This window comes from Mycobacterium sp. ENV421, from assembly GCF_002887815.1.
GTDB lineage: Bacteria > Actinomycetota > Actinomycetes > Mycobacteriales > Mycobacteriaceae > Mycobacterium.
In genome coordinates this window covers 122,285-143,568 of sequence record NZ_PDHO01000005.1, presented here as the reverse complement: position 1 = coordinate 143,568, position 21,284 = coordinate 122,285, and the positions used below count along the sequence as shown (strand labels likewise).

Sequence of the window (21,284 nt, the reverse complement as noted above, 5' to 3'; positions counted from 1 at the left end):
AAAGAATGCGACATGAAGTTGTAACGCATGGTTTCGACCCGGTCACCTCTGGAACTGATGGTTGTCGCGACGGCATGCGGTCTGCGCAACGTTGCACGACGCCTCGGCACTCCCAAGCAAGCAGTTCCACGCGCAGAAAGGGTGCTCCGGGCCGCGTTGCTGATACCCGTGTTCGCGGCGCTGTCACTGCTGCTGCGCGGCTATGGCCGTCTGGGGCACGCCGTGAAGCTGCCGGGACGCACCGGTTTCGACGCGACCATGATGTGCCGGCTGCCTGATCTCATCGCAACCTACATATGGGTTTTCCACGAGTGGGAGCCGGACCTGACCCGGTTCATCGCGAGCCGGCTCGGCGACGGCGATGTTTTCATCGATGTCGGCGCCAACATCGGCTACTACTCACTCCTCGCGGCCGGCCCGGTGGGCGCCCACGGCGGCGTCGTGGCGGTCGAGGCATCGCCGGCAATGTTCGACGATCTGCACCAGAACGTCGATGTCAGCGGCCATCGCGATCGCATCCGTGAGGTGAACATGGCAGCAGCCGCGAAGTCGGGGACGTTGACCGTGTACGCCGGTCCGCGGAACAACGCCGGAATGTCGACCACCTTGCCGTCGCGCGGCCTGCACGCCGAGTCGACGATCGAGGCCAAGCCGCTCGAGGAGATCCTCACGTTCCGCGAGATCACGTCGGCGCGGCTGATCAAGATCGACGTGGAGGGCGCCGAACCCGATGTCCTGGCCGGGATGCGCAACATCATCGGCACCCTGCGGGACGACGCGGAGATCGTCGTCGAACTCTCGCCCCGATGGTGGCCCGACCGGCAGCTGCGACCGGTGGACGTCCTGCGCCCGTTCATCGAGGCCGGATTCAACGTGTACGAGATGACCAACAGCTACTCGGCGTGGCGGTACCTGTGGCCCAACGACGTACGCGACGCGATCCGGCTGCGCGATCCGCTCACCGCCCGGGTATCACGACTGGATCTGGTGCTGTCTCGCCACGACGGCGAGCGGCTGGCGATCGACGCGCGCGCACCCCGCTAGCCGACCGGGGCGGCTGGAAGAGTCAGGGTGAAAGTTGCGCCCTGCCCGGAGGTCGACTCGACGCTGACCTCCCCGCCGTGCGCATGGGCGATCTCACGCACCAGCGCCAACCCGATCCCGTACGACTGTCGCTGTGTGCGTGTGGTGTGCTCGGTGCCGCGCGCGAACCGGGTGAACAGGGTGGCCATCGCGTCGGGGTCGATGCCGACACCGTCGTCGGCGACCTCAGCCTTGATCATCGAGCCGTGCCGGCTCAGACGGATGTCGACGACCCCGCCGGAATGCTCGTGACTCAAGGCGTTGTCCACCAGCGCGGTGAGCGCCCGGCGCAATGCAGCACTGGAGCCGATGATCTCGAACGAACCTGTACTGCTTGGCTTTTCGTAACGCAGACTGACACCCAGTGCATCGGCGTATGGCGACAGGCTGTGGTAGACGTCGTTTGCCACCGAGGCCAGGTCGACCCGGTCGCGTGGCGACTCGCCGGCCGTCATCGTCGCCGAAGCCAGCAGATCGTCGACGATGTCGCTGAGCGCCCGGGTGTCGGCGACCAGCGCCTCGGCGTCGGCGCGGACCGCCTGAGCGTCCGCGGCGCCGGCCCGCTGGGCCAGTATCTGGGCTCGGGTGTGCAACACCGTCAACGGCGCCCGCAGTTCATGCGACGCGTCCGCGACGAACCTGCGCTGCAACGCCAACGCCTGGGCCAGCGGGCGCACCGACCGGCGGGTGAACAGCACCACCACCGCGATCGATGCCAGGATGCCGGCCAGTTCGGCGAAGGCCACCGACATCAGCAGACGGTTGCGGCCCGCGTGGTAGGGGGCGAGATCCATCATCGCCACCACCCGACCCTCGGGCCGGTCCACGACGAACGTTCGGTAATGGCGCCCCTCGTTCTGCAGGTCGCCGAACCCCGCCGGCCCGGACAGAAGCGCAACGCCGGGCTGCCCGCCATCGCTGACCGACACCTCACCGTTGTTCTCGCGCAGTGCGAGTTCCATATCCGGCGGCGGGTCGCCGGCGTCGTCAGCCGACATGGCCAACGTCCGCAACTCGGCGTCGATCTGACGGTTCTGGGCACGCACGTAGACCGTGAACACGACCCCGCCCACGACCAGCAGCACCAGGGCAAGGGCAACCGAGGCCTGAATTGCGGCGATGCGGCCGGCCCGGCGCACCACGGCGAGATCACCCGCCGGAGTCATTCGTACCCGAATCGGTAGCCGGCGCCGTGGACCGTGCGGATCACCTGCTTGCCGAGCTTGCGCCGCAGATAGTGCACGTAGAGATCCACCGCCCCGCCGGACTCGGCGCCTTCGAACACCAAGTCGAGCAACTGCGCCCGGCTGTACACCCGTTTGGGTGCGGACATCAGCGTCGCCAGCAGGGAGGCTTCCCGTTCGGACAACTCGACATCCCGGCCGTCCGTGGCGGCCCCCGACACCCGGCGGGTCACCCGGTCCAGCCGCAGGCCGCCTGCGGCGACGACGGTGGCGGAGTTGTCGATTCGCCGCAGCAGCGCGCGCACCCGGGCCAGCAGCTCGGGGACCTCGAAGGGCTTCACCAGGTAGTCCTGCGCGCCCGCATCGAGGCCCTCCACCCGATCGTCCACCGCTCCGCGCGCCGTCAAGATCAGCGCAGGTGTGGCAATCCCCTTCGACCGGAGAAGCGCGATCAGGTCCGCGCCGTCCATCACCGGCAGTCCACGGTCCACGATCAAAGCGTCGTAATCCCCCGTCAGCCCGCGATGCAACCCCTGCTGTCCGTCGTATGCGGTGTCGACGCGATACCCCTCCTCGGTCAGCAGCCCCGCCAGCATCGCACTGAGCGCGTGATCGTCCTCGACGACCAGAACCGCGGGGGCGACGCTCGGTGTGGGCACTCAGCGAGCCTGCCACGCAACACGACTCGTCGCCGCCGAACACAAGTTCTTTAGCGCTCAAAGATGGTGACCTTGTCCTCTTAACGCACGGTCCGGCCGTCATGAGGATGACGGCAAGAGGCTCGAGGAGGGCAAGTGATCCGAACTGCCGTGCCCGCTCGCGAACGTGCCGGGGCCGGGCCGTGAGTGACACCGCGCGCGCCGAGCGGCCGTTGTGGCTGCGGATCCGGCCGCTGGTCGAGCCGGTTCTGTTGGCGGTCACGGTGACGGCTCTGCTGCTGGGCGGCCTCGCCTGGCTGATCGGCATGCGCGGGATCGCCGACGGCATCTGGGTCGCGGGAACACTGTCCGCAGTGGTGCCCGCCCTGGTCTGGGTTGTCCTTTCGCTGTACCGGGGCCGTGCCGGTGTTGATCTGCTGGCCGTGCTCTCCCTGGTCGGCACGCTGTGGGTGGGCGAGTATGTGGCCGGCGCCTTGATCGCGGTGATGCTGTCCACGGGCCGCTTTCTGGATGCCGCCGCGCAGCGCCGAGCATCGAAGGATCTGCGGGCCCTGCTCGAGCACGCGCCGCGTTTTGCACGACGCAAGACCGGCGACGCAATCACGGTCGTCCCGCTGGTGGACGTCGCGGTCGGTGACGTGCTGGTGGTCGGTCCCGGCGAGGTGGTGCCGGTGGATGGCCGGATCGAGGGCGCCGAGGCGATTCTCGACGAATCGGTCCTGACCGGTGAGCCCTTGCAGGTCGAACGTGCCATCGGTGAGCCGGTCCGCAGCGGTGTGGTGAATGCCGCCACTGCCTTCGACATCCGCGCGACGGCCACCGCCGCCAACAGCACCTACGCCGGCATTGTGCGATTGGCCGAGCAGGCAGGCTCCGAAAGTGCACCTATCGTTCGCCTCGCTGACCGCTACGCGGCTGCTTTTCTGCCGGTGGCGCTGGCGGTAGCGGCCGCCGCGGGGCTGGCCAGCGGCTCATGGGTCCGCGCGGTGGCGGTGCTGGTGGTGGCGACCCCGTGCCCACTGCTGCTGGCCGCGCCCGTGGCGATCGTGTCCGGATTGTCGCGCGCATCTCGCCATGGTGTCGTCGTCCGCAGCGGCGGCGCGCTCGAAAATCTCGGGCATGCACAAACATTGGTGATGGACAAGACCGGCACGCTCACCGCCGGCCGCCCTGTCGTGGTCGATGTCCTGCCCGCGCCCGGCTACGACCGCAGGGAGGTTCTGCGCCTGGCCGCGTCCGTCGATCAGATGTCCCCCCATGTGCTGGCCGAGGCGATCGTCACCGAAGCGCTCGCGCAGGAAATACCGTTGTCATTGCCTGTCAACATGATCGAGCAACCGGGGCGGGGTGTCGCCGCCACCGTCGATGGCGCGCAGATATCCGTGGGCAAACTCGCCACCGCCGTTCCGGAAGCGGGGTGGGCGCGCGCGGCGGTCAACCGCGCGAGCCTCGATACCGCCGCTATTGCGTGGGTCGGTGTCGACGACGATGTGATCGGCGCAGTCTTGCTTCGAGATCCGCTGCGCCGCAGCGCACCCCGAACCATGCGCCGGCTACGCGCGGCGGGTTTCACCCGGCTGGTCATGCTGACCGGCGACCGGGCCGCGCCCGCGCGCGAGGTGGGCACCGTCCTCGGGTTGGACGAGGTGTACGCGGATCAAAGCCCCGCGGACAAGGTGGCCGCCGTACGCGCCGAACGGGAGAAGGCGGTGACGGTCATGGTGGGCGACGGCGTCAACGACGCCCCCGCCCTGGCGGCGGCCACAGTCGGTGTAGCGATAGGCGCACGCGGCGCCACCGCGTCATCGGAAGCCGCCGATATCGTGTTGACCACGGATCGTCTGGACCGTCTGGCCGACGCGATGGATATCGCCCGCTGGTCGCGCCACATCGCGGTGCAGAGCGCGGTCGTCGGAATGACCTTGTCGTTGCTGGCAATGGGCGTCGCCGCGTTCGGGTGGCTGCCACCCGCGGCAGGCGCGCTCCTGCAGGAGGCCATCGACGTCGCCGTGATCCTGAATGCGTTACGCGCGCTTCGCGGTAACCCCGCGGTCGGGGTTGCATTGCCTCACGAGACCGAAGCCCTTCTGCTCCGATTCGCCGCCGAACACGACGTCCTGCGAGACGCGCTCTCCCAGCTTCGCGATGCCGCCTCCCAACTCGACAGCCAGCGCGACGGCCCGGCCATCGACGCGCTCGACCGTGCCTACCGGTTCCTCACCGACCAGTTGCTGCCCCACGAAGATGCCGAACAGAACGACCTCTACCCGGCACTGGCCGGACCCCTGGGCAGCACCGAAGCGACCGCCACCATGAGCAGGACACATGCCGAGATCCATCGCCTGACCGATCGGATCGGTAACCATCTCGAACTGGCCCGAAACGCCGGAGCCGTCCAGTTCGACCAGCTCGACGACCTTCGTGCCTGCCTCTACGGGCTGCACGCGTTGCTGCGTCTGCACTTCCTGCAGGAGGAAGAGAACTATTTCACCCTCACCGACGCTGAGGACCCCGGGGCGGAGAGGACAGCGGACCAGATACCACCAACCCGATGACATTCGACTCTCATGTCGTCACCTCAGCGGCAATAGCGTTGATGGAACGTGATATTGCGGGAGGTCCCACGGTGCTGACGATCCGATCCGATGTAACGGTTCCGGGGTTGACCGCAGCCGAGGTCACCGGATTCCTGTCCGACTGGACCGATGCGGCGTACCAGAAGTGGTGGCCTGGCGTGCATCGTCACCTGCACCCCGTCGGCGCGGGAAGATCCGGCCACGTAGGCGATGAGGCGTTCATGGACGAGTTCATCGGTAAGCATCGCCTCCGGATGACGGCGGTGGTCGTCGAGGCCGAACCCGGCCGAAAGATCGTGTGGCAGATGAAGAAAGGCGTCCGGCTGCCGGCTTGGCTGACGATCGAGGTCACCGACCGCGCCGGCAGCGTGGATGTTCGCCACACGATTACGGCCGGATGGACGGGTCCGGGACGCCTGTTGGACCCGCTTCTACGGATGTACTTCTCGGCGGACTTCATCAGGGCGATGGACCGGCACGTGCACACCGAATTCCCGTTGATAGGTGAACGGCTGCACCCGGCCGCACACGTAATACCGCTCGAGGATAGGAGCCCACCATGAATCGCGAAGCGTGCAAGTTCTTTTCGGGATCGTTCGCCGCCCTGGGCTACGCCCATGCCGCATATGCGGTGGCGACATCCCGCGGAATCATCAACGAACCTGTCTTCCTCGGCCGGCGCTGGGGCGTCGGCTTCATGTGGTCAGAAGCGGCGATATACACCGCGCTGGCCGTGGCACTGGGGTACGCGGGGTGGGGCGCGAAACGCCACGAGCAGCAGACAAGTATCCAGGGCACCGAACCCATGGCCGCCGCCGAAGCATCCCGCCCGGCTCCGGGACAGTGACGGCGCGGCCCGCGCCACGCGAACACTCTGCCTACCGGGCCGCACGACCTCGCCATAGGATTGCCCGGTGACGGTGTTGCGGGGGGCTTCGCTGTGAACGTGCAGCAACTGGAGCCGTTTCTGGTGGCGTTGGCCATCGGATTGCTGCTCGGTTTCGAGCGTGAACGTAGCCACAGCCGCCGGCTGCCCGCCGGTTCGCGCTCGTTCGCGCTGCTGTCGCTGGCCGGCGCGGTCGCGGCCAGCTTCAACACATGGGCAGTCGTCGCCGGGATGGTCTGCGTTGCAGCGCTTTTCACTCTTGCCTATCTCCGTACCAGCCAGGACGATCCCGGAACCACCACCGAGATAGCCGCTGTTGTGGCCTACCTGCTCGGCGCCCTGGCCTACACCCGTCCCGCGGTGTCCGTGGCGCTCGCGGTGATCGTGACGCTGCTGCTGGTGTCGAAAACCCGGATCCATCGGTTCGCCCGGGAAATCGTCAGCGAGATCGAACTCGAGGACGCCATCAAGTTCTTCGTGGTCGCCTTCGTGATCCTGCCCCTGCTGCCGGATCGACAGATCGGGCCCTATGGGGTTCTCAACCCGTCGAAGGTGTGGCTGCTGGTCGTGCTGCTGACCGGCATCGGCTGGCTCGGCTACATCGGTGTTCGCGCCCTGGGTCCCCAACGCGGGCTCCTCGTCACCGGTTTGGCGGGCGGCTTCGTGTCGGCCAGCGCGACCACGGCGTCCATGGGCCGGGCCAGCCGCACCGATGCCGGCCTACGCGCACCGCTGGCGGGCGCCCTGCTGGCCAGTGGCGCCACCTTTGCCCAACTTCTCCTGGTGATCGGCCTGGTCGACATCGACGTGCTGCGCAGGCTGTGGCTTCCCGCCGTCGCGGGAGCCGTCGTCCTCGTCGGCGTGGCGCTGGCGGTGTACCGGAGCGCCGCACAGGACCGCCGCCAGGCCCCGGCGCCCGGCGATGCGGCCGGGTCCACGCCGGCCGCCCGGCCGTTCGCACTGCGACCCGCTCTCATCCTGGCCGCGGTGCTGACCGTGGCCCTGCTCGTCGGACGTTGGGGCGCAGACGTATTGGGGCCGCAGGGCGCGGTGCTCGCCGCGTTCGCAGCAGGGCTCGCCGACGCACACGCCGGTTCGGTCGCGGCGGCAAGCCTGGCCGCCAAAGGCGACATCAGCGTCGACACCGCATTGGTCGCGATCGCCGCCGCGCTCGGGTCCAACCTGCTGGTGAAAGTCGTGCTCGCCTTCACCGCGGGCGGGCGCCGCTTCGGGTTGGGGTTCGTCGCAGGCATGGCCGCCCCGACAGTGGTGTTCGGTGCGGCGCTGGGCGCCGCGGTCGTCTTCGGCTGAGCAGCGTGTCTCAGCGCTTGGTGCCACCTGCCGAACTGCCGGCTGACGTTATGCCCGTGCGGCGGGCACGCGGAACGTGGGGTCATGACGGCACGGACTGAGCTTGCTGGGAGAGTCGCTCCGCGCCCGCCGTCCCACGGTGGGGCGGAATTACCCGCGGCCAAACCGATCAAACGCGGGGCGGATGGTTTCCCAGGAAAAAGGCAGAATCGGCCCGGTCAGCCGAACACGAAGTAGCGCAACCACACGTAGGGCACCGCGACCCCCACCGTCAACGCGGTCACAATCGCGCCTTTGCGGGTGAACTCCCAGAAGCTGATGGGGTATCCCTCCCGGGCTGCGATACCCAGCATCACGACGTTCGCACTCGCGCCGACGGCGGTGAGGTTGCCGCCGAAGTCCGCTCCGATCGCCAGCGACCACCACAGGGCTTGGCCGTGTACGGGATTGGCGACGGTTGCGGCGAGATCAGCGACCACCGGGCTCATTGTGGCGACGTACGGGATGTTGTCGATCACGCCCGATAACAGCGCCGAGACCAGCAGTATCGCCATCGCTGCCAACAACGGATTGCCGCCCGTTGCCGTCCCGGCGAATTCGGCCACCTGTGCGATAACCCCGGTCTTCACCAGTGCACCCACGAGAATGAACAGGCCCGCGAAGAACAGCAGCGTGTCCCACTCGACGCTGCCCAGGTAATGCCTGCGCTCGACGCCGGAGATGAGGATCAGAACGCCGGCCCCCAGCAGTGCGACCACTGACGGCTCGACGTGAATCACCGAGTGCCCGATGAACGCGGCGAAGACCGCGCCGAGTACCACGCCGCACTTGACCAGTAGGCGCACATCCCGGATCGCCTCCCGCTCGTCGAGCGACATCACCTCGGCGACCCGGTCGGCTTCGACGGCAAACGAACCGCGGAACAATATCGGCAGTGTCGCCAGGAACACGGCGAGCGCTATCACCACCAACGGGGACACGTGGACCAGGAAGTCGTTGAACGACAAGCCCGCTCGGCTGCCGATGATGATGTTCGGCGGGTCGCCGATCAGAGTCGCGGTGCCGCCGATGTTGGAGGCGAACACTTCGGCGAGCAGGAACGGTACGGGGTTGATGGCCAACCGGTCACACACCAGGAGCGTCACCGGCGCGATCAGCAGGACAGTGGTGACGTTGTCGAGCAAGGCCGACGCCGCGGCGGTGATCAAGGCCAGCAGGATCATCACCCGCAGCGGAGATCCCTTGGCCCGCTTGGCTGCCCAAATCGCGGTGTACTCGAAGACACCCGTTTGCCGCAGGACACCGACGATCACCATCATGCCCAGTAGCAGGAAGATGACGTCCCAGTCGATCCCGGTCTCACGTGAATAGAAAATGTCATCGGAACCGACGGTCCCGATGGCCACCACAACGGCGGCTCCCCCGAGAGCCGCTTTGACTTTGTTGATCCGCTCGGTCGCGATCAGCAGATACGCCACGGCGAAGACGGCAAGGGCGACGACGGCCATCGGTTATCGAGTGCCCGTCGAGCTCAGTGGGTCCCCAGCGCGACTTCCAACAGTCGCGATGCGGTGATGACACCGACGAGTTGCTTGCCGGTCATCACCGCCACCAGCGGCGAGTGATCCCGGGCCATGATCGCGGCGACTTCCACAATCGTGTCGTCGGCGTCGACCGTCGGCATGTGCGGAGCCGACTTGGGCAGCACCTGCTGAACCGATTTCCCCCCCAGTTTGTCCGCGATCCGGTCGGCCGCTTGTTCGCCCAGTACACCAGCCAGCGAGGGATCGTCCTGGATATAGGCCGGAACCAGCAGGCGCACGACTTGCGACGCCGGAAGGATCGTCAGCGGGATGCCCTGCGCGTCGGTGACGACCAAACCCGGCAGTCGCTGTTCGGCCATCAAGCGCACCGCGTCCAGGGCAGCGGAATCCAATGCGACGACCGGAAATTGTTCGGCGATCTGCTTTGCGCGCACAAGAGAACGGTACGTCGTCGGCCGCCGCCGGTGCGCCAGTCACGCGGACTCCGGCGCTCTGCGGTCGGCAGCGGAGGGTTCACCGGGCTCCGGCCGGCCGGCCGGCAGATTGTCGGGCGGCTCGACGCGAAGCAATTTGGCCACCGGGACGTCGGTGGAGGAATGCAGCACGATCGACAGCGCGATTGTCACCGCGACGAGGTCGAAGACAAGCTGGTTGTCGGGGATGCCCGACTGCAGAGCGAGCAGCCCGTACACCACCGACGCGAACCCTTTGGGGCCGAACCAGGCCGCCGTGAGCCGCTCGCGCCGCGGCATCTTCGTGCGCAGCAGCGAAACCAGCAGTGACACCGGGCGAATCACCACAATCGCCACCACCGCCAGCAGCCAGCCCTGCCAACCCAGGTGCGACAGCCTTTCCGGCGTGATCAGCGCTCCGAAGACCAAGAGCGCCGCGAACTTCGTGAGCTCGGCCAACAGATCCCCGAAGGGTTCAAACCGCTCGGCAGTCAGCGGGTCCAGCGTCGCCAGAGTCGAGCCTGCCGCGAACGCGGCCAAATAGGGATTGGCGTGGGTCAGGTGGCAGCCGGCGTAGACGACGACCGCTATGGCGACCGGCCCCAGCGGCTGCAGTCGCGGCTCGGCGGTGAGGACCTTGCTGCGCCAGGCCAGTGCCACCAGCGCGGCGATACCGAAGCCGAGGACCAGGCCCAGCGCGAGCTCCTCGAGAACCTCGGTCCAGTGCGAGCTCTCGTGTTTGGCGGTGGCGAGGAAGATCAGCACGAATGGCAGCGCCAGACCATCGTTGAGGCCCGACTCCACGTTCAGCAGCCGCCGCAATCGCAGCGGAATGTCGGACCGACCCACCAGCGCGGCGGCGAACACCGGATCGGTCGGCGACAGAATCGCACCGAGGAGAAACGCGGTTGGCCAGTCCAGCCCGGCCAGAAAGTGCGCCGGAACGGCGATTCCCACCATCGTCAACGGCATCCCCAGCCCGAGAGCTCGCCCCGACAGCCGCCAATTCTCGCGCAGCGCACGCATATTGGCGCGCTGACCGTCGGTGAACAGGACGGTGAACAAGGCGATGTCCGCCAGAGCGGCGACCATGCCATGCCCGGGGCCCAGGTCGACGATGTCGAATCCACCCGGTCCGATCAACGCTCCCGCCACCAGGAACATCAACGCCGTGGACAGCACAGTCCTGGCCGCCACACCGGATAGCGAGACACTGATCAGCAGCACCACACCGAATGCCAGGACAAGTGCCACGCCTGAGTCTCCGTATCTTCGCTCGAGTCGACCGCCCATCCGGGTGCGACTGCCGACCAGACTTCCCGGCACACCTTTGCGTAAAGATGCCGTAAAGGCCGGTGGCAGGCAACCGTGGGGGTACCACCGGCGCCAACCGGCAAACCGGGCTCCCGAACACCGCCGCTGCCCGTGTGCCATCATTTTTGCGGGGTGAGGAGGAGTTTCGTGCGTTCTCAACGGTGTGTGGTGGTGGCCCTACTCACACTCGTTGCGGCGGGCAGCGCCGCGCCGGCAGCGGCGGTCTCTGCCCCGATCGGGCGCCTCGGCATCCCGCCGCACTCCCCCCGTTTCCCGATATACGCCGCCGCGTCCGACGCGCCGCAAGGGACAGCGATGGCCGGCCGGGTGGCCGTGAGCAATCCGCACACCGGTGAGCATCCAGCCGAGCGGTACCTGTGGACCTGAACTCTCCCAACAGTTTTGCGGCCGTCGAGATAACCGATGCCGACGAAGCCGATGCCGTCGAACTGGCCGAACTGGCAGCCGCCACCTTCCCGCTCGCCTGCCCACCGACCTCGCCGCCGGCCGACATCGCGGCCTTCATCACCGCGCATCTGTCGCGCGAGCGGTTCACCGAGTACGTCGCCGACCTGTCGCGCACCGTGCTCGCCGCCCGGGCCGGCGGTCGAATGGTCGGCTACGCCATGCTGATCGACGGGGTCGGTGCCGATCCCGACGTCGCGCAGGCAATCACTCCGCGGCCCGCGGTCGAGCTGTCCAAGCTTTATGTGCTGGCCGACAGCCACGGGTCGGGAATCGCTGCGGCGCTGATGGACGCCACGGTGAATCGGGCGGCCGACGCCGGGGCCCGGTGCGTCTGGCTGGGGGTGAACCAGCGAAATAGTCGCGCACAACGGTTCTATGGCAAACATGGGTTCACCGTCGTCGGCACCAAGACATTTCCGATGGGGACACATACCGAACAGGACTACGTGATGGTGCGCCCGTTGTAATCTCGCGCCACGGAGTCGGGTTGTTCAACTAACCCGCTGGTTTGACGACCGGGCCGTAAGGTGAACCCGTTGGCTGATCACACCAGGCCGGACCTAGCCGAAAGGACGTTTGGTGGACGTTGGATCAGCTTCCGGCCCCGACGATCAAGTCGGTCACGACCTCGCCGAAGTCGATTGGGCGTCAACCCCGCTAGGACCGTCCGCAGACTGGCCGCAGAGCCTGCGGACCGCCGTCAGCATCGTGCTGTCCTCCCGGTTCTCCATGTGGATGGCCTGGGGCGCCGATCTCACGTTCTTCTGCAACGACGCCTACCGTCGCGACACGCTCGGCCGCAAATATCCGTGGGCGCTGGGCCGCCCCCTCAGTGAGGTCTGGGCCGAGATCTGGGACGATATCGGCCCGCGCATCGACCGGGTGCTGGAGACCGGCGAAGCCACCTGGGACGAGGCGCTCATGCTGTTCCTCGAGCGGTCGGGCTACCCCGAGGAGACCTACCACACGTTCTCCTATAGCCCCCTGCGTGACGACGCGGGCCACGTGGTCGGCGTGCTGTGCGTTGTCAGTGAGGACACCGACCGGGTGATCGGCGAACGGCGGATGGCCACGCTGCGTTACCTGGGATCGGACCCGTCGGTGGTGCGCACCGAGTCGGAGATGCTGGCGTTCGCGGGCCGCCAACTCGACCGCAACACCCTCGATCTGCCGTTCACTCTCACCTATCTGTTCGATGATGACGGGACCGCCCACCTCGCCGGAGCCAGCGGAATTGCCGCCGGTCATGCTGCGGCCCCGGCGACACTGACCCGCGGCGGTTCAGACATCTGGCCAGTCGACCAGCCCGCCCGCAGCGAATCGGTGGTCGTCGACCTCGTCGGTCCGGCGTTCACCGATCTGCCCACCGGTGAATGGCCCAAACCGCCGAGACAGGGGCTGGTGACGCCGCTGCTGGCCCAGGGCGGCGCCCCGTCCGGCTTCCTGGTCGCGGCGCTGAACCGCTACCGGCCCCTCGACGACGAGTACCGCGGATTCATCGATCTGGTCGCCGGGCACATCGCGACCGGCGTCTCCAGCGCCCGCAGCTACAGCGAGCAGCAGCGGCGGGCTGACGCACTGGCCCAGTTGGACCGCGCCAAGACGACGTTCTTCTCCAACATCAGCCATGAGTTCCGCACCCCGATCACGCTGATCCTGGGCCCGGTCGGCGAGCTGCGGGCGCACGCCGGTCTGGATGAACGTGCTCAGCAGGAACTCGACGTGATCCAGCGCAACGGCCTGCGGCTGGCCAAACTCGTCAACACCCTGCTGGACTTCTCCCGGATAGAAGCCAACCGCGTCCAGGCCCATTACGAGCCGGTCGACCTGGCCCAGGTGACCGCCGAACTGGCCAGCGTGTTCCGTTCGGCCATCGATCGTGCCGATCTCGAGCTGATCGTCGACTGCCGTCCCCTGGCCGAGCCGGTGTACCTGGATCGCGACATGTGGGAAAAGGTCATCCTCAACCTGCTGTCCAACGCGCTGAAATACACCTTCGCCGGATCGATCACGGTCCGGGTCACCCACGACGGCGACAAGGCCGTGGTGACCGTCGCCGACACCGGCATCGGCGTGCCCGCCGCCGAGATGCCGCGTCTGTTCGAGCGGTTCCACCGGATCGAGAGCGCCCGCGCCCGGTCCACCGAGGGCAGCGGCATCGGCCTGGCCCTGGTGAAGGAACTCGTCAGCCTGCACGGCGGCACCATCACTGCCGACAGCGTCGAGGACGCCGGCACCACCTTCACCATCCGGCTGCCGATCGGATCCGGGCATCTTCCCGCTGAGGCGCTCAGCCCGGCGGGCACCAACCGGTCATCGAACATCGCCGAGCCGTACGTGCAAGAGGCATTGCGCTGGCTGCCCGACAGCGGCACCGGCGCCCTGACCGCCGTGCCCAACCCACCGCCGGCCGTCGAGTCACCGAGGCGTGTGCTGGTTGCCGACGACAACGCCGATATGCGTGAGTACCTGGTCCGGCTGCTGCGCGGCGCCGGATACCAGGTCGAGGAGGTATCCGATGGCCAGCAGGCGCTGAACCGCATCCGAGCCGACCGACCGGATCTCGTGGTCAGCGACGTGATGATGCCCCGCCTCGACGGCCTGGCTTTGGTGGCCGCCCTGCGCAACGACCCGCACACCGTGGCGGTGCCCGTCCTGCTGCTGTCGGCGCGCGCCGGTCAAGAGGCCTCGATCGAAGGCCTGCAGGCGGGCGCCGATGACTATCTGGTGAAGCCGTTCGTCGCCGCCGAGCTACTGGCCCGCGTGCGGGCGAACATCGAGCTGGCCAAGCTTCGCAGCCACCACCTCCGGTGGCGGACCGCGCTGGTCGAGTCCCTGCAGGAGGCGTTCTTCGTCTGCGACGAAGTAGGTGCCGTCATCGAGATGAACAAGGCCTTCACCGACATTCTTGGCTACGGGCCCGAGGACCTGCCCTACGACCCGGTCCACCCGTGGTGGCCGGACGCCGAAACCCAGCCTGAGGCCAATGCGCAGATCGTGGATGCGTTCGCCGCCATCCCCGATCAACCGCACGGCAGCTACACCGTGCCGGTCAATCACCGGGACGGGCATCGGGTCTGGATCACCGCCAACATCGCGCACGCCCAGGACCCGGCGACGGGCCGCAGCGTCATGGTCGGCACATTCCGAGACGTCACCGCCGAGCACTACAGCGTTCAACGTCAGACCGCCCTTGCCACACTGAATCAGCAACTGGCACAGGCAGATGCGGTGGATGACGCACTGCATGGGGCGTTGGAGCAAGTCCGCGGGCAGTGGTCGGCCCGGCGGGTGCTGGCGGCGATGTTCCCGGGTGGCGGCGGCGCGACCGGGCCGAGATCGGGACATCCCGATTTCGCCGGTGACGCCGATGAGGCACAGTGGGCTGCCCTGGCACCGGACGTCCGAGAACACATCATCGAACTCGGCAGCAGCGGCAACTTGCTCACGCCCGATACCAGCATCGGTGGGTCGGCCGGCATCGCACTGCAACATCCGCGGGGCACCCTGGTCATCTGGATCGAACTCCCCGCGGAAAGACCGTTCACCCCTGAAGACATGACGCTACTTACCGTGCTCAGCGGCCGCCTCGGCCAGGGTTTGCAGCGCGTCCACCAACTTGACCAGCAGCGGGAAACCGCACTGGCACTGCAACATTCGATCCTGGGTCCGGACGATCTGCCTGCTGGATTCGCGGTGCGCTACCAGCCGGCCTCCCACCCGCTGCAGGTGGGTGGCGACTGGTATGACGTGATCGCGCTCGACGACAGCCGGATCGCCCTGGTCGTCGGCGACTGCGTCGGACACGATCTGAGCGCAGCGACGGTCATGGGACAGCTGCGCAGCGCCTGTCGTGCACTACTGCTCGAAAGATCAAGCCCAGCAGCAGCTTTGGCCGGACTGGACCGTTTCGCCGCGCGACTTCCCGGCGCGCGGTCCACCACCGCCTTCTGCGCGATCCTGAATCCCGCCACAGGTGAGCTGGTGTACTCCAGTGCCGGCCACCCACCACCAATCCTGGTGTGTCCGGATGGCTCCACCACGCTGCTCGAGGGCGGCCACTCCGTCGCGCTGGGTATCCGACCTGACCGGGAACGCCCCCAGACTGCGGTGACCCTGCCCCCGCAGGCCACCCTGCTGCTGTACACCGACGGCCTGGTCGAGCGCAGGCGTCGCTCGCTCGACGAGGGAATAGAGCAGGCCGCCAACCTTATTCGCGACGACAGCGTCCTCGACCTCGACCCATTGGCCGACCAGATAATGACAAGCCTGGCGCCGCCAGGCGGATACCAGGATGACGTCGCCTTGCTGATCTACCGACACCCCAAACCACTGGAAGTGACGATCCCCGCCGACCCGCTGCACCTGGCACCGGCCCGCGCTGCTCTGCGGGACTGGTTGACGTCGGCCGGGATCGACCACGACCAGGCGCAGGACGTCCTCGTCGCCGCCGGCGAGGCCGTCACGAACGCCATCGAGCACGGGTACCGCCACGGCGAGGGCGGCACGATCACCCTGCAGGCCACCTCCGAAGTCGATCTTCTGCGCCTGACCATCTCCGACGCCGGCTCGTGGAAGCCGAAGGAGACCGGTTACACCCACCGTGGCCGTGGCATCCAGATCATGGAAGCGTTGATGGAGGATGTCTCGATCCTCCCCGACGAAAGCGGCACCGTGGTGCGTCTGTCGACGAGGATCCGCCGATGAGCACCCCGCTGACAGTTCGCGTCGAACGGGCCGCCGACGGCCAGCTGGTGCTGCGGGCTGCCGGCGAGATCGACGCCAGTAACGTGGCCGACTTCGCCGAGGCGCTCAATGCCGCGGTCGACGGTGGCAGCGACCTCAACGTGGATCTGACCGCGGTGGACTATCTGGACAGTGCCGCGATCAATGCCCTTGTCCCCCATGCCGAATCGCTACAGATCATCGCAAACCCGCTACTGATGCGGGTGCTGACGGTGAGCGGTCTGACCGAACTCGCCAAGATCCGGCCCGCAGCCGAACCCGACGACTGACGCCGGCTTTACAGCCCGCCCGGGCTCGTCAGGGCCAGCAGTCGTGACGTCGCGCGAAGGTATTTCTTGCGGTACCCGCCTGCCAGCATCTCGTCGGAGAAGATGGTGTCGAGCTTGGCGCCAGAGGCCACCACAGGGATGCCCGCGTCATAGAGCCGGTCGGTGAGAGCCACCAGTCGCAACGCCACATTCTGGTCGTCGATCGGGTGGACGCCGGTGACGTACACGCACGCAACCCCTTCGACCAGAGTGAGATAGCGCGACGGGTGCATGGTCGCCAGATGCGCGCACAGCGCATCGAAATCGTCGAGGGTCGCGCCGGGCTGCGCGGCTGCCCTGGCCGCCACCACCTCGTCGGTGAGCGGGTCCGGCGCCGGCGGCAGGCCGCGGTGCCGGTAGTCCGGGCCTTCGATCCGAACCGTAGTGAAAATGCTTGCCAGCGTGTTGATTTCGCGCAGGAAATCCTGGGCGGCAAAGCGCCCCTCACCGAGTTGCTCGGGCAACGTGTTGGACGTCGCGGCGATCGAGACGCCGCGCTCCACGAGCTGAGACAGTAGCCGCGAAATCAGGGTGGTGTTGCCCGGGTCGTCGAGTTCGAACTCGTCGATGCACACGACCACATAGTCGGCGAGCAGATCGATGCACTCGACGAACCCGAACACCCCGGCAAGCTGGGTCAGCTCCCCGAAGGTGGCGAACGCCTTGGGATGCCCGGCCGAGTCGGGCAGTTGCCGATACGACGACGCCAGCAGATGGGTCTTGCCCACGCCGAAGCCGCCGTCGAGATAGATACCGGTGCCGGGCACGGTGTCGCGCTTACCGAACAGCTTCTTCTTTCCCGCCCGCCGACGAAGGGCCTCGTCGCAGAACGCCTGGCAGGCGTCCACTGCCGCGGCCTGAGTGGGCTCGCCGGGGTCGGGCCGATAGGTCGTGAAGCTGGCACCCGCGAACGTGGGCGGCGGGACGAGTTGGGCGATAAGCCGCTCTGGGGACACCGTCGGGTGCCGGTCGACGAGGCGGTCCATGACACAAACCCTATCGACGTGCTGCAATCGTTCCCATGGCCGACCCGAGCTCGAACGACCCGGATGGGACGTACTTCACACTGCTGGCCGGCGCCGGCGCCGTCGTCGTCGATGACGACCGGCTCTACGAGCTCTACGCCTACCCTGCTGTCGCGCAGAGGTGCGTGGTCCGCGGCAACATGATCGCCAGTCTCGACGGCGGCGCCGCCACCGAGGGCACCTCGGGAGGGCTTGGTGGCGCCGGTGACCGGCGACTGTTCCGGGTGCTGCGCGAACTGGCCGACGTCATCGTCGTCGGTGCGGGCACCGCGCATGGCGAGGGCTACTCGGGTGCCCAGATGACCGTCGCGCAGCGCGGCAACCGGCAGCACCGCGGCCAGGGCGGGGTCCCGCCGATCGCGCTGGTCACCCGCTCCGGCCGAGTCGACAACGACTGGCCGGTGCTGACCCGCACCGAGGTGACCCCCCTGGTGCTCACCTGTGCCGACGTCGCGGCGGACACCGGCACCCGGCTGGGCGGCGCGGCGGAGGTGATCGCCTGCTCGGGCGACGACCCGGCCGAGGTGGACCCGGCCGTCGCGCTTGCCGCGCTGGCCGAGCGTGGATTGCGCCGGGTGCTCTGCGAAGGCGGACCCACGCTGTTGGGCACGTTCATCGACCACGGCCTGCTCGACGAGCTGTGCCTGACGACCGCCCCGATGCTGGTCGGCGGCGAGGCACCGCGGATCGTGGGCGGCTCCGGTCAGGTGCTGACCCCGCTGCGCCGCACGCACCTGATGTCGGACGTCGAGGGCTATCTCTACGGGCGCTACACGCGCGTCGGCTGAGCAATCCGCACCGGCGGTGTCGCTAGGGTGGTGGGCATGCGCGATCGTCGGGTCTGGGCCTCCCAGGCCATCGTCAGCCTCGGCACCGCGGCGCTGACTGTTCTGCTGTCCGGATGTGCCCCGTGGCTGGCCGCCAACCCGCAGTTCGCCAGCGACAAGGCGCACAACCCGTCGGGCCCGACCACCACCAATCCGGCCGGCGGACCGCCGGCCATCGCGGCTCCCAAAAACGACCTGGGCTGGAAAGACTGCACATCGAAGGTGTTCGGTGACGCGGGGACCCCGCCCGCGCCCGGCGTGATCCTCGAGTGCGCAAGCTATGACGCCGACCTCGACCCGATCGCCGGAGCCACCGGCACGGTGAGCATCGGTGTGGTGCGCGCCCGCTCGGTGCAGACCCCACCCGACGCCGGGCCGCTGGTGTTCACCACCGGAACCGACATCCCGTCGTCGATGCAGCTGCCGGTGTGGCTGTCCCGGTCCGGCGCCGATGTCCTCAAGAGCCATCCCATCGTCTCCGTGGACCGCCGCGGCATCGGCATGTCCAGCCCGGTGGACTGCCGCGACTCGTTCGACCGCCAAGAGATGCGCGACCAGGCGCAGTTCGAGTCCGGCGACGACCCGGTCGCCAACCTCGGCGCGATCACCATGACCGCGACGACGAGCTGCACCGACACCATCGCGCCCGGCGACTCCGCCTACGACAACGCCCGCGCCGCCGAGGATCTCGAACGGCTGCGCAGCACCTGGGACGTGCCTGCGCTGGCGCTGATCGGTGTCGGCAACGGCGCGCAGATCGCCCTGGCCTACGCGGGTTCCCACCCCGACAAGGTGGCCCGGCTGGTGCTCGACTCCCCCGTGCCGCCCGGCGTCAACGCCGAAGCCGCGGCCGAGGAACAGGTCAAAGGTCAGCAGGCCGCCCTCGACGCGTTCGCCCAGCAGTGCGTGGCGGTCAACTGCGCGCTCGGGCCCGACCCGAAGGGCGCCGTCGACTCGCTGCTGGCGGCGGCCAGGGCGGGCCGCGGCCCCGGCGGGGTGTCGGTGGCGGTACTGGCCAACGCGATCGTCACCGCGCTCGGCTACCCGAGCGGGGACCGCATCGGGAGTACCGTGAGCCTGGCCAACGCCCTCGCCGCCGCCCGCGGCGGTGACGCCAACCAGCTGAACAGTCTGATCAACCGGGCCGAGGCGATGCGCGACAGCGACGGCCAGTTCATCAACTCCTGCAGCGACGCCCTGAACCGCCCGACGCCGGACCGGGTGCGTGAACTCGTCGTCCAGTGGGGCAAGCTCTACCCGCAATTCGGCACCGTCGGCGCACTCGATCTGGTGAAGTGCCTGAATTGGCCGAGCGGCGCCGCCCCCAAAGAACCCAAGGACCTGAAGGTCAACGTGCTGCTGCTGGGTGTGCAGAACGATCCGATCGCCGGTAACCAAGGGGTGCCCGCGTCTTCGGCCACCATCATCAACGCCGGCGCGGCCAGCAAGCGGGTGATGTGGCAGGGCATCGGGCACGGCGCCAGCATCTATACGGCCTGCGCGCTGCCGCCCATGATGAGCTATCTGGACAGCGGGAACATGCCGCCCACCGACACCTACTGCCCCGCCTGAGCATCTGACCCGTCCGGCCGGTGTACGGTGCGACCGTGGCGCTAGCTGACTCATCGCGATCCGGCCTGCTGGCCGCATTCCGCCCCCGGACCAGCCCACCCACCACCGCAGCGGTCCTGCGTTCGGTGCTGTGGCCGATCGCGATCATGTCGATCATCCACCGCAGCTACGTGCTGTCGTCCAACGGCTACATCACCGACGACTTCGGCCCGGTGTACCGCGCGGTGTCGAACTTCCGGCGCGGCCTGGACATCTACAACGAGCACTTCGACTACGTCGACCCGCACTACCTCTACCCGCCGGGCGGCACCCTGCTGATGGCACCGTTCGGCTATCTTCCGGTGTTCGCCTCGCACAACTGGTTCGTGTTCTTCAACACCCTGGCGATGATCATCGCAGCCTGCCTGCTGGTTCGGCTGTTCAGGTTCCCGCTGTCCTCGGTGGCGCTGCCCGCGCTGCTGCTGGCCATGTTCTGCACCGAGTCGGTGACCAACACGCTGGTGTTCACCAACGTCAACGGCTGCATCCTGCTCTGCGAGGTGTTGTTCTTCCGCTGGATGCTCGACGGCAAGGTCAGCCATCAGTGGCTGGCGGGTGTGGTGATCGGGTTGTCGCTGGTGGTCAAGCCGGTGCTCGCCGTGCTGCTCCTGCTGCCGCTGCTCAACCGGCAGTGGCGGGTGCTCGTGGCCGCGTTCGTGGTGCCGCTGATGTTCAACGTCGCGGCGTGGCCGCTTGTCGCCGACCCGATGAACTTCGTCCGGCGCACCCTGCCCTACATCCTCTCGACGCGCGACTACTTCAACAGCTCAGTGCTGGGCAACGGCGTGTACTACGGCCTGCCGATGTGGCTGATCGTGGCGCTGCGGGTGATCTTCCTGGTGCTGGCGGTGGCCAGCCTGTGGCTGCTGCACCGCTACTACCGCGAACGCGACCCGCTGTTTTGGATGCTGACCTCGTCGGGTGTCCTGCTGATCGCCTCGTGGCTGGTGCTGTCACTGGCCCAGGGGTACTACTCGATGATGCTGTTCCCGTTCCTGATGACGGTGGTGCTGCCGAATTCGGTGGTGCGCAACTGGCCGGCCTGGCTGGCCACCTACGGGTTCCTGACGATGGACCGCTGGCTGATGTGGCGCTGGCCGACGACGGGGCGCTTCCTGGAGTACATGAAGATCACCTACGGCTGGTCGCTGATGCTGATCGTGGTGTTCTGCGTGCTGTACTTCCGCTACGCCGACGCCAAGGCAGAGAACCGGCTGGCCGACGGTATCGATCCGCCGTGGATGCGCGAACCCCGGGCCGCCGCCGCGGGTACCGTGAACGCATGAGTTC

18 protein-coding genes are annotated in these 21,284 nt (G+C 67.7%); 12 read left to right on the top strand and 6 right to left on the bottom strand.

All coding sequences use genetic code 11. The features are described from left to right. The first annotated feature begins 27 nt into the window (after positions 1-27). Entirely contained in the window at positions 28-1,044 is a 1,017-nt protein-coding gene (locus CRM90_RS08785) for an FkbM family methyltransferase (RefSeq protein WP_102806608.1), read from the top strand. On the opposite strand, the gene CRM90_RS08780 is transcribed toward CRM90_RS08785, so the two are convergent. Beyond that, entirely contained in the window at positions 1,041-2,249 is a 1,209-nt protein-coding gene (locus tag CRM90_RS08780; RefSeq protein ID WP_233209229.1) for a sensor histidine kinase, read from the bottom strand. The two genes, CRM90_RS08785 and CRM90_RS08780, sit on opposite strands and share 4 nt — an antisense overlap. Next, entirely contained in the window at positions 2,246-2,926 is a 681-nt protein-coding gene (locus CRM90_RS08775; protein ID WP_102806607.1) for a response regulator transcription factor, read from the bottom strand. Before CRM90_RS08775 ends, CRM90_RS08780 begins: the two co-directional genes overlap by 4 nt. Positions 2,927-3,108: 182 nt before the next feature. Here CRM90_RS08775 and CRM90_RS08770 point away from each other — a divergent pair, with 182 nt between their 5' ends. From CRM90_RS08770 to CRM90_RS08755, 4 genes are all read left to right on the top strand, one after another. Further along, the gene (locus tag CRM90_RS08770; protein ID WP_233209228.1) at positions 3,109-5,481 is read left to right on the top strand and encodes a heavy metal translocating P-type ATPase; all 2,373 of its coding nucleotides are present in this window, start codon (positions 3,109-3,111) and stop codon (positions 5,479-5,481) included. Then, complete coding sequence (locus CRM90_RS08765; protein WP_102806605.1) at positions 5,478-6,065, top strand: SRPBCC family protein; 588 nt, start codon at positions 5,478-5,480, stop codon at positions 6,063-6,065. Before CRM90_RS08770 ends, CRM90_RS08765 begins: the two co-directional genes overlap by 4 nt. Then, complete coding sequence (locus CRM90_RS08760; protein WP_102806604.1) at positions 6,062-6,349, top strand: hypothetical protein; 288 nt, start codon at positions 6,062-6,064, stop codon at positions 6,347-6,349. The genes CRM90_RS08765 and CRM90_RS08760 overlap by 4 nt, the downstream gene beginning before the upstream one ends. Positions 6,350-6,442: 93 nt before the next feature. After that, the gene (locus CRM90_RS08755) at positions 6,443-7,699 is read left to right on the top strand and encodes an MgtC/SapB family protein (RefSeq protein WP_102806603.1); all 1,257 of its coding nucleotides are present in this window, start codon (positions 6,443-6,445) and stop codon (positions 7,697-7,699) included. A 218-nt stretch (positions 7,700-7,917) separates the two neighbouring features. Here CRM90_RS08755 and CRM90_RS08750 read toward each other — a convergent pair whose 3' ends face one another. From CRM90_RS08750 to CRM90_RS08740, 3 genes are read right to left on the bottom strand one after another with little or no spacing between them, the layout of a single operon-like run. Next, positions 7,918-9,207, bottom strand: coding sequence for an ArsB/NhaD family transporter (locus tag CRM90_RS08750; RefSeq protein ID WP_102806602.1), 1,290 nt, complete (start codon positions 9,205-9,207; stop codon positions 7,918-7,920). A 23-nt stretch (positions 9,208-9,230) separates the two neighbouring features. Next, entirely contained in the window at positions 9,231-9,677 is a 447-nt protein-coding gene (locus CRM90_RS08745) for a CBS domain-containing protein (protein ID WP_102806601.1), read from the bottom strand. A 39-nt stretch (positions 9,678-9,716) separates the two neighbouring features. Further along, entirely contained in the window at positions 9,717-10,949 is a 1,233-nt protein-coding gene (locus CRM90_RS08740; protein WP_102806600.1) for a cation:proton antiporter, read from the bottom strand. A gap of 207 nt (positions 10,950-11,156) precedes the next feature. On the opposite strand from CRM90_RS08740, the gene CRM90_RS08735 reads away from it, so the two are divergent. The 4 genes from CRM90_RS08735 (at position 11,157) to CRM90_RS08720 (ending at position 16,492) form a co-directional block, all read left to right on the top strand. Next, positions 11,157-11,396: a hypothetical protein gene (locus CRM90_RS08735; RefSeq protein ID WP_142391344.1), complete on the top strand. Its 240-nt coding sequence runs from the start codon at positions 11,157-11,159 to the stop codon at positions 11,394-11,396. Beyond that, positions 11,393-11,944, top strand: coding sequence for a GNAT family N-acetyltransferase (locus CRM90_RS08730; protein WP_502693252.1), 552 nt, complete (start codon positions 11,393-11,395; stop codon positions 11,942-11,944). The genes CRM90_RS08735 and CRM90_RS08730 overlap by 4 nt, the downstream gene beginning before the upstream one ends. 112 nt (positions 11,945-12,056) lie before the next feature. Next, a complete protein-coding gene (locus tag CRM90_RS08725; RefSeq protein WP_102806598.1) occupies positions 12,057-16,184 on the top strand; it encodes a SpoIIE family protein phosphatase in 4,128 nt (1,375 codons plus the stop codon). Further along, positions 16,181-16,492, top strand: a complete 312-nt coding sequence (locus CRM90_RS08720) for an STAS domain-containing protein (RefSeq protein ID WP_102806597.1) — start codon at positions 16,181-16,183, stop codon at positions 16,490-16,492. Before CRM90_RS08725 ends, CRM90_RS08720 begins: the two co-directional genes overlap by 4 nt. Positions 16,493-16,500: 8 nt before the next feature. Here the strand turns inward: CRM90_RS08720 and zapE are convergent, their stop codons facing one another. After that, positions 16,501-17,517 (bottom strand): cell division protein ZapE, encoded by a 1,017-nt coding sequence (gene zapE, locus CRM90_RS08715; RefSeq protein WP_102806596.1) that lies wholly within the window; start codon positions 17,515-17,517, stop codon positions 16,501-16,503. Positions 17,518-17,552: 35 nt separating this feature from the next. Here zapE and CRM90_RS08710 point away from each other — a divergent pair, with 35 nt between their 5' ends. Genes CRM90_RS08710 through aftC form a run of 3 tightly spaced genes read left to right on the top strand, consistent with a single transcriptional unit; the run spans position 17,553 to position 21,280 of the window. Continuing rightward, a complete protein-coding gene (locus tag CRM90_RS08710; RefSeq protein ID WP_102806595.1) occupies positions 17,553-18,344 on the top strand; it encodes a pyrimidine reductase family protein in 792 nt (263 codons plus the stop codon). Between the two features lie 36 nt (positions 18,345-18,380). Continuing rightward, positions 18,381-19,955 carry an alpha/beta fold hydrolase gene (locus tag CRM90_RS08705; protein ID WP_102806757.1) on the top strand — a complete coding sequence of 525 codons (1,575 nt, stop codon included), beginning with the start codon at positions 18,381-18,383 and terminating at the stop codon, positions 19,953-19,955. A 20-nt stretch (positions 19,956-19,975) separates the two neighbouring features. Continuing rightward, the gene (aftC, locus tag CRM90_RS08700; RefSeq protein WP_102806594.1) at positions 19,976-21,280 is read left to right on the top strand and encodes an arabinofuranan 3-O-arabinosyltransferase; all 1,305 of its coding nucleotides are present in this window, start codon (positions 19,976-19,978) and stop codon (positions 21,278-21,280) included. Positions 21,281-21,284: the final 4 nt, after the last annotated feature.